The organism is Nitrososphaera sp. (assembly GCF_013388945.1).
GTDB lineage: Archaea > Thermoproteota > Nitrososphaeria > Nitrososphaerales > Nitrososphaeraceae > Nitrososphaera.
The window spans coordinates 1-7114 of sequence record NZ_JACAEH010000026.1 but is presented as its reverse complement, the minus strand read 5'-3'; the positions used below and the strand labels follow the sequence as shown (position 1 = coordinate 7114).

At 54.2% G+C, this 7114-nt stretch carries 10 protein-coding genes; 6 read left to right on the top strand and 4 right to left on the bottom strand.

Translation table 11 applies throughout. The annotated features are described in order from the left end of the window. Nucleotides 1-128: 128 nt before the first annotated feature. From HXY31_RS11505 to HXY31_RS11495, 3 genes are all read right to left on the bottom strand, one after another. Complete coding sequence (locus tag HXY31_RS11505; protein WP_292643135.1) at nucleotides 129-323, bottom strand: hypothetical protein; 195 nt, start codon at nucleotides 321-323, stop codon at nucleotides 129-131. 92 nt (nucleotides 324-415) lie between these two features. Next, nucleotides 416-2206 (bottom strand): ATP-binding protein, encoded by a 1791-nt coding sequence (locus HXY31_RS11500; protein ID WP_292643133.1) that lies wholly within the window; start codon nucleotides 2204-2206, stop codon nucleotides 416-418. Between the two features lie 235 nt (nucleotides 2207-2441). Next, nucleotides 2442-3176, bottom strand: a complete 735-nt coding sequence (locus HXY31_RS11495; RefSeq protein WP_292643131.1) for a hypothetical protein — start codon at nucleotides 3174-3176, stop codon at nucleotides 2442-2444. 107 nt (nucleotides 3177-3283) lie between these two features. Here HXY31_RS11495 and HXY31_RS11490 point away from each other — a divergent pair, with 107 nt between their 5' ends. After that, the gene (locus HXY31_RS11490) at nucleotides 3284-3490 is read left to right on the top strand and encodes a hypothetical protein (RefSeq protein ID WP_292643130.1); all 207 of its coding nucleotides are present in this window, start codon (nucleotides 3284-3286) and stop codon (nucleotides 3488-3490) included. A gap of 268 nt (nucleotides 3491-3758) precedes the next feature. Next, on the top strand, nucleotides 3759-4145 hold the full coding sequence (locus HXY31_RS11485) for a hypothetical protein (RefSeq protein ID WP_292643128.1): 387 nt from the start codon (nucleotides 3759-3761) through the stop codon (nucleotides 4143-4145). Here HXY31_RS11485 and HXY31_RS11480 read toward each other — a convergent pair. Next, the gene (locus HXY31_RS11480) at nucleotides 4142-4486 is read right to left on the bottom strand and encodes a muconolactone Delta-isomerase (protein ID WP_292643126.1); all 345 of its coding nucleotides are present in this window, start codon (nucleotides 4484-4486) and stop codon (nucleotides 4142-4144) included. The two genes, HXY31_RS11485 and HXY31_RS11480, sit on opposite strands and share 4 nt — an antisense overlap. Before the next feature lie 76 nt (nucleotides 4487-4562). On the opposite strand from HXY31_RS11480, the gene HXY31_RS11475 reads away from it, so the two are divergent. From HXY31_RS11475 to HXY31_RS11460, 4 genes are all read left to right on the top strand, one after another. Then, entirely contained in the window at nucleotides 4563-5120 is a 558-nt protein-coding gene (locus HXY31_RS11475; RefSeq protein ID WP_292643124.1) for a hemerythrin domain-containing protein, read from the top strand. After that, nucleotides 5117-5530 (top strand): hypothetical protein, encoded by a 414-nt coding sequence (locus HXY31_RS11470; RefSeq protein WP_292643122.1) that lies wholly within the window; start codon nucleotides 5117-5119, stop codon nucleotides 5528-5530. Before HXY31_RS11475 ends, HXY31_RS11470 begins: the two co-directional genes overlap by 4 nt. Before the next feature lie 37 nt (nucleotides 5531-5567). Then, complete coding sequence (locus HXY31_RS11465) at nucleotides 5568-5990, top strand: PDZ domain-containing protein (RefSeq protein WP_292643120.1); 423 nt, start codon at nucleotides 5568-5570, stop codon at nucleotides 5988-5990. A 52-nt stretch (nucleotides 5991-6042) separates the two neighbouring features. Continuing rightward, nucleotides 6043-7114: aminotransferase class III-fold pyridoxal phosphate-dependent enzyme (locus tag HXY31_RS11460; RefSeq protein WP_292643117.1), on the top strand; the 1072-nt coding region annotated here is incomplete at its 3' end.

Sequence of the window (7114 nt, the reverse complement as noted above, 5' to 3'; positions counted from 1 at the left end):
ATACTTTAGCAATGCGTTGAAAAGGATGCAGATAGCGTCATACTCCGTCGACTGCTACAGGGACGACGCCACGCTCATGATCCAGTTTCCAAAAGAGCCGGAGAAATAACCTGCATTGATTGGCAGCGTCAGCGCGAGTCGCTTTCCAAAGGTTTTTCCGGCGCATAGACGTGCGTCAGGAACTCCAAGTTTTCCTCGACCTCCTTCTTCATCTCGTTCAGATACCTGATGGCTTCTGCCACGTCCTTTTTTCCAAGAGCGTCCTGGAAACCCCTGAGATATATCTCCAAGTCGTTTGACAGGATCTCCAGCTCGTTGCTCATGGAGCGTATTTGCGCGGGTGTCTAAAAAGGAACTTGCACAGGGAATACAGAACAAGTTCCTAGAATCTTCAATCCCTGCTCTTGCGCTCCTGCTAGCGCGCGTCCGGGCCTGTAGGCAGCGTGAACGAAAACGTGGCTCCCCTGCCGCTTTTGTTGTTCTCGGCCCACATCCTGCCGCCGTGCGCCTCGACAATCGCCTTTGACAGGTAGAGCCCAAGGCCCGTGCCCTTGGCCCTGTCCGACTTGGTGACAAATTTCTGGAACAGCTTGTCCTGGATTGCGGCATCTATACCCTTGCCTGTGTCGCTGATGCTGACGTGCAAGTCGCTGCCTTTCCTTTCAACCGACACCGTTATCTGGCCTGCTTCCGTGAAGTTGACCGCGTTTTCAAGCAGGTTGGCAAGCACCTGGTCCATCCTTCCTGCGTCCACCAAGGCATTTTCGTCCTCTGCTGCAAGCCTGTTTTTCAGGACTATTTTCACCTGCCTGCCCTCGGGGATCCTTGCGCTTGCGTCTTCGATTGCGCTCTCTATCATCGTCACCATGTTGGCCGCGGTCTTGTTTACCTTGAACGTGTTGCTCTCTATCCTGCTCACGTCAAGTATGTCGTTTGCAAGCCGCGTTATCCTCCTGGCGTTTCTCAGTATCACGTTCACCCTGTTGTCGTCCTTGAGGTCCTCTGCAAGCTCCTCCGCGTTTAAGATGATTGGCACGACCGGCGTGCGGAGCTCGTGCGCGGCGACGTTGATGAACTCGTCCTTTATCTTGTCTATGCTGCGCAGCTCCTCGTTTGCCTGCTCGAGCATCTTTCTTGCTTTGTACTGCTCGGACTCGTCGATTATGACCGTGTTGCTCCCTATCAGGTCGCCTGTCTGCTCGTCGTAAATGCTTGTCGCGCTCAGCGACACCGGAAAGGCGCTCCCGTCCTTTCTTTTCATCCACACCTGCCTGTTTGTGACAGCGCCCGTGCGCTTCCACTCTTCGAAGGACTTTTTCATGTCGTCCATGCTCTGCTCTGCCGTGTGCTCAAATATCGAGTGCCCCAGGATGTCCTCTTTTTTTGCAAAGCCCAGGCTCTTGACGTAGGCCTCGTTGCAGTCGATTATCGTGCCGTTGGCGTTTATGGATCTGTAGGGGTCGGGCGCCTTGTCGTACATCTCCTGGTACTTTTGCCTTGACACCTTGAGCTCGTGCGTCGATTCTCTGAGCGACTGCACCATCGAGTTGAAAGAGTCTGCAAGGTCGCGCAGCTCGTCGTCGCCTGACTTTTCAACCTCTACGTCAAGGTTGCCCTTCTTGACCTCCGAGGTGGCGTCTCTTATCGACCTTATGGGCCGGAGGATCTTCAGTATCAGGTACAGCATAAAGACGTGGACCGCGATATTGAGCGCGCCAAGCGCTATCTGCAGCGTTACAAGGTTCTGCGATTCGCTGCGGGAAAACTCGCCAAGCGCGCCTGCCAGCGCGTCAGAAGATGCCACCAGTTCCGCGCCTGCCGATTCGACTTGCTGCATCGATGCGTCGGTGTCAGGCGGTACAGAAGTTATGCCATCAACAGATTCCTTGTAGGTCAGCCAGTCGTCGTACACCTGCTGCCAGTCGTCGCCAAATTCCGGCCTGAGCGGGCTCAGTCTTGTGCCGTCCGCCTCGCCGCCATCCCTCAGGAGCAGTATGTTCTGTTCAAGGTCTCCAAGAGCCGCATCGACATCCTGCTTCTCTGCATTTCCTGCAAGGTACCTCTCGGTCTCAAGAAGGCTGGCTGACGAGAGGAACCTGTTCTTTCCCGCGATATTTATCGAGTTTCCTAGGAGGAGGTTCTGGCCCTCGACGTAAGCGAGGAAGCTGAAACTTGCGGCGATGAGGACGACCTCGATGCCGATCAAAATCCCTATCCTTACAGCAAGTCTTGATGTCTTCGAGCGTATCCCTCTCCTTACAATCCGTAAGCGGCTTCACTCATTGCAAACGCGACTTTATTGCATTACAGTGCTTTTTAAGATTGTGTATGTGGCTCCGAGTGCAAAATACATCATCTTGGGTCAGGTCCGTCTAGACTCTTCATCGCCAGAATTCCTAACCTGTGAGCAGTACTTTGGTGTTTCTAGGTAAGCCTCAATTTTATAGGACATTTGATTCTTGACCTGCTTGCACATTTTTCGGGTGTTTTTCCTGGAATGTGATGTGGTACTTGTTGACCACAAGGATGCTTATGAGGATCGCCGTCGCGGCGGCGGATGCCGAGGTCAGCGTACCATAGAATTGCGACATTCTGTACTGATCTGTTGATTTTTCAACAAGAAGTTGCAATGTCTTCTCGCTGTTTGTGTCAAGCCCGTTGATGTTCTGATGCATACTGTCGCTCATTGGTACATTTTCGCGCAGTATCGAGTGGGCTATGGGCACATAATCTTCTCTAGGCTGCATTGCCAATATCGTGTTGATGTTGAAGATATAGTCGTCCCACTCTGATTTTATTCCATCAATAAATTGCTTCTCGCTGCTGTAGTGTTCGGCGCCAAGCGCCCTTTGCATTTCCATGTCTTCCTGGGCTTCCTTCTGGTGGGCGTCTACTCTCGCAATGAATGACTTGCTTGCTTGCATTATGTTGTCTGCCAGGATTCTCTTTCTTGCAGCGTCTTGAGATTCTATGTACAACCTGATGTCGGAATCTATCTGGGCAAGGTCATCATGCATGGCAGTTACATCTTTTCTCTCCTCAACACTAAGAGAATACACAAGTCCAACACTGTCTGCAAGCTCCTTGGAATAGTGTGCGTATACTGCCGAGAGGGAGGCAGTTGGCACCATGGCTATTGTGACAAAAATCCACAGCAGCCTGGTCTCTACTTCCATGAGCCCAAAACATCCATGAAACTATATAGCAAGGAAGTCTGCAGTGCATTGCAAAAAATTCTTGGGCGTTAAATACATGCTCTCCGTATCGGCTGTCGGTGGAATTGATGCAGAGATCAATCCAATACACGTCCGATAGGGAATACGCAAGCATCGAAGAGCTTCTCGAGCGAAAACTGGACTTTCTCCTACACATCGAGGACAAGATAGCCGAGGCCAACAGGGCCCACAACAGCGCTTATGCGTCGACGCTGTGGAAGATCCAGATAGACGAGGAGCGTCACGCTAGGATGCTGCGCGACCTTCTGGTCTAGATAAGGCATTTTCTGCCCTTTTCGTCTGTTTTACCGCGTATGCTGTCGCGGCAGTGATTGCACTGCACTGCAATGAATACCTGCAATGTAAATACGATGCCTCCAAAACACAGCCCATGAATGCAAGGATGATAACGGTTGCCTCGGGCATAGCTACTCTGTCCGTGATAAGCTACCTCACCATTCCAAGGATACTGTATGTATTCCTGGTCCGGTAGGGAGCGTATCCGACACCTTAACATGGCCGGAGAAAAACACATTGTACACCTTGGAACACAACGAATTCTGCAGCAGGATACTTGCGCTTGACGGCTCGATACGCTTTGTCGGTCTAGTAGATCATTTGGGGTCGCTCCTTGCAACAGTCTACCGGAAGGGACTTGTGCCGCTTGCGTCGTCTGAGGAGACTGCCAAGTACGCAAGCCAGGCGATATTCATGACAGGCGCGCTTTCAGGCGGGCTCAACTCCAAGGTGGGCAGGCTGCAGTACGTGGTGGGCAAGTTCGACAACCTTGTCAGGGCAACAATCCCGGTGGTGTCTGGAAGCTATGACAAGTTCTACCTGATGCTCTCGTTTGACGTGGGCTCTAACTACCTGCCAGTCATCGAGGGAAAAGTCCTCAGGTTCCTGAAAGAGAACCGGATACCTTCCTAGGGCTTTTTCTCGCCCGGCTTTGGCATCGAGCTGACGATTCCTTCAAGCTCTGAAATGATTGCATCTGCCGACTTCATTTCGGTAAGCGGCCTGACCGTCCTCTGCACCAGCGGCATCGACGGGAGCAAAAAGAGCACCTGCTGCAGTTCTTCATTCGACGCGACGTCGAGTACCATTATGCCTCCGGGCGAATCTGCAAAGGCGTATGCGAATTTCAGCTTGCCCTGTTCCTTCAGGTCGTTGTACGTGGAAAAGGTCTGCTGCAGCATCTTCATCTGCGCAACTGCCACTTCGGGCGCGACAAACTCGAGCCTCACGGCGTCCTGGACTAGAAACAGCATGGGATTATCTGCACTTTGAAGTGGATAAGCCTATCGGTGCCAATGTTATTATTCCGGATTTTGCACAAAAACCTGCATGTCGACTGAATCGCTGCGCAACGACCACTTTCTGATCGAAAAGATGATGCGGGCGCTCAACGTGACTGCCGACCTCCTGAAGGCCGGCAGGTCCATCCCTGCGCCCTTTCTGGAGCAGGCAATCGACTTTACCAAGAACTTTACAAACGTCTGCCACCACGGCAAGGAGGAAGACTCGCTCTTCCCGGCGCTTGAAAAGGGCGGCATGCCACGCGAGGGCGGCCCCATTGCAAGGATGCTCTTTGAGCACGAGATGACCCGGCAGCTTGCCGAAAAGATGGAGCAGTCTGCCAAGGAATACCTGCAGTCAGGCAAGCCCGAGAAGCTTGTGGCAGACATCCAGGCCTACACGGACCATGTCTCGCAGCACCTGACAAAGGAGAACTTCAGGCTGTTTGTGATGGCTGACATGATGCTCCGGGCAAAGGCCGACCAGGTGGGACAAGAGCTTGCGCAGGTAGAGGCGGCAAAACTGTCCTCGCTTGGCAGGACACGCGACCACTACGAGCGGCTGGTGGAAACCTACGACGCAGGCGTGCGCAGGCAAGCACAGTGACCCGCTTGGACCCCGAGCAGGAAGTAAGAAAGGCACTTGACGACCTGCACGCGTCGTACCTCAAAGGAAACGAGTACGACGAGGGCGACCCGATATTCTACCGCATAACCTACCGCCTTGAAGAAAAGTTTGGGCTGACCCGGGAAGAGGCGGCGCGCCTGCACCGGAAATACCACGAGGAACACCCCCGGCGGGTGTCAGAGGGGTTCTGCGAAAACTGCAACAGGGTCGTTGGCATAATCCCGGTCATCTACGGGATACAGGAAAGCGACATGGCAAATATGAAAAAGGCAGAGGCGGAAGGGCGGCTGATAATAGGCGACATGAAAAGCGTTTCCGAGGGGCGCAAGGTCGCCATGTTTGGCTGCAAAGTGTGCAGGGGCATGCTCCCAAAATACGGAACGCTATGACCAAAAAGTAGTTATTCTCTAAAGCCAAGCTAGTGGCGTGCACACCGCCGCAAGCACCGCCGTTTCATTTGCGATACTGTTTGGCGTTGTGGGGTACTCGTTTGTATACGTGAGTGGCAACCCCGTCCAGCTTCCGCCGGCGGTGGGAATAGATGTGGTTCCGGTAAACCCGGAAATAGCCGAGATTCTTGGGATGCAGGAGGCAAGAGGCCTGCTTATAACAGAAGTCGCCCCCGGCAGCCCGGCAGACAGGGCCGGCTTGCAGGCAGTCAGGGTCGAGCTGAGGGGCGGGCAGCAGGTGCCGGTAAGCTGGGATGTAGTTATTGCGATAGACGACAGAGCGGTTAACAACGAGGAAGATGTGCAGGCAGCCCTTGAAGGAAAGCAGGCAGGAGACAGCATGAGGGTCACCGTCCTGAGAAACAACAACACCATGAACTTCAACCTGGTCCTGGAGTAAGCGCGGCTGCCGGAGCTAGCACGCTTAATAGACACACGCGACAAATACCGGCGTGGGATTTGCCAAAGTTTCAGGCGACCTTCCAGGTCCAAAGGCTGCAGAAATAATCAGCGCCGTGAAGAAAAACTGCTACGACTCGACTTTCACGTACCCGCTTGTAATCGACGGCGGGCTGGGCTGCGTAATCCGCGACTCGGACGGCAACCAGTTCTTGGACTTTACCTCAAACATCGGGGCCTGCCCGCTTGGATACGGCCACCACGACGTCATGCACACGCTCGCCGGCATGGCCCAGAACGGCGCGCACAAGATAGCGGGCCAGGACTTTTACTGCCGCGAGCACGCGGAGCTTTCAGAAAAGTTCCTGTCAATCCTGCCGGCCGGCTTCCGGTCGTTTTTCATAAACTCTGGAGCAGAGGCCGTTGAAAACGCGATAAAAATCGCGTACAGGAAAAGGATGAGCCAGGGGTTACCTATCCTGCCGGGCGTTTCGTGCATCGGTGCGTTCCACGGACGGACGCTTGGCGCGCTTTCGTTTACCTTCAGCAAGCCCGTGCAAAAGGCCGGCTTTCCAGAGCTGCCGGTGCTCAGGATAAAGTTCTGCAGAGAAGATACGGACCCTGACATCGACGCTATAGGCAAGGTGCTTGAGAAGAACAAGGTCGCGTTCATCATAAGCGAGGTGATACAGGGTGAGGGAGGCTACAACGTGGCAAGCCGCAAGTTCGTGCAGAACCTGAGGATGCAGGCAGACGCGCACGGAGTGCCCCTGATACTTGACGAGGTCCAGTCAGGCATGGGCCGGACGGGCAAGTGGTGGGCTTTTGAGCACTATGGCGTGACGCCTGACATAATGAGCACCGCAAAGGCGCTGCAGGTGGGCGCAACCGCATTCCGGGCCGACCTTGACCCAGGCCAGCAGGGCGTGCTTTCAAGCACCTGGGGAGGCGGTAGCAGGATAGACCTGGCAGTGGGAGCAACTATGATCGACGTGATAAGGCGCGACAGGCTGCTTGACAACGCGACCTCGATGGGCGGCAGGCTGAAGAAGGGGCTGCAGGAGCTCGTCGGCAAGGGCGGCGTCTTCGACGTGAGGGGCATCTGCCTCATGGTCGGGATAGAGT

Bases quoted from the DNA above. Each gene is read 5' to 3' on its own strand.
- HXY31_RS11505 (WP_292643135.1), bottom strand. From the start codon at position 323: ATGAGCAACGAGCTGGAGATCCTGTCAAACGACTTGGAGATATATCTC.
- HXY31_RS11495 (WP_292643131.1), bottom strand. From the start codon at position 3,176: ATGGAAGTAGAGACCAGGCTGCTGTGGATTTTTGTCACAATAGCCATG.
- HXY31_RS11490 (WP_292643130.1), top strand. From the start codon at position 3,284: ATGCAGAGATCAATCCAATACACGTCCGATAGGGAATACGCAAGCATC.
- HXY31_RS11480 (WP_292643126.1), bottom strand. From the start codon at position 4,486: ATGCTGTTTCTAGTCCAGGACGCCGTGAGGCTCGAGTTTGTCGCGCCC.
- HXY31_RS11475 (WP_292643124.1), top strand. From the start codon at position 4,563: ATGTCGACTGAATCGCTGCGCAACGACCACTTTCTGATCGAAAAGATG.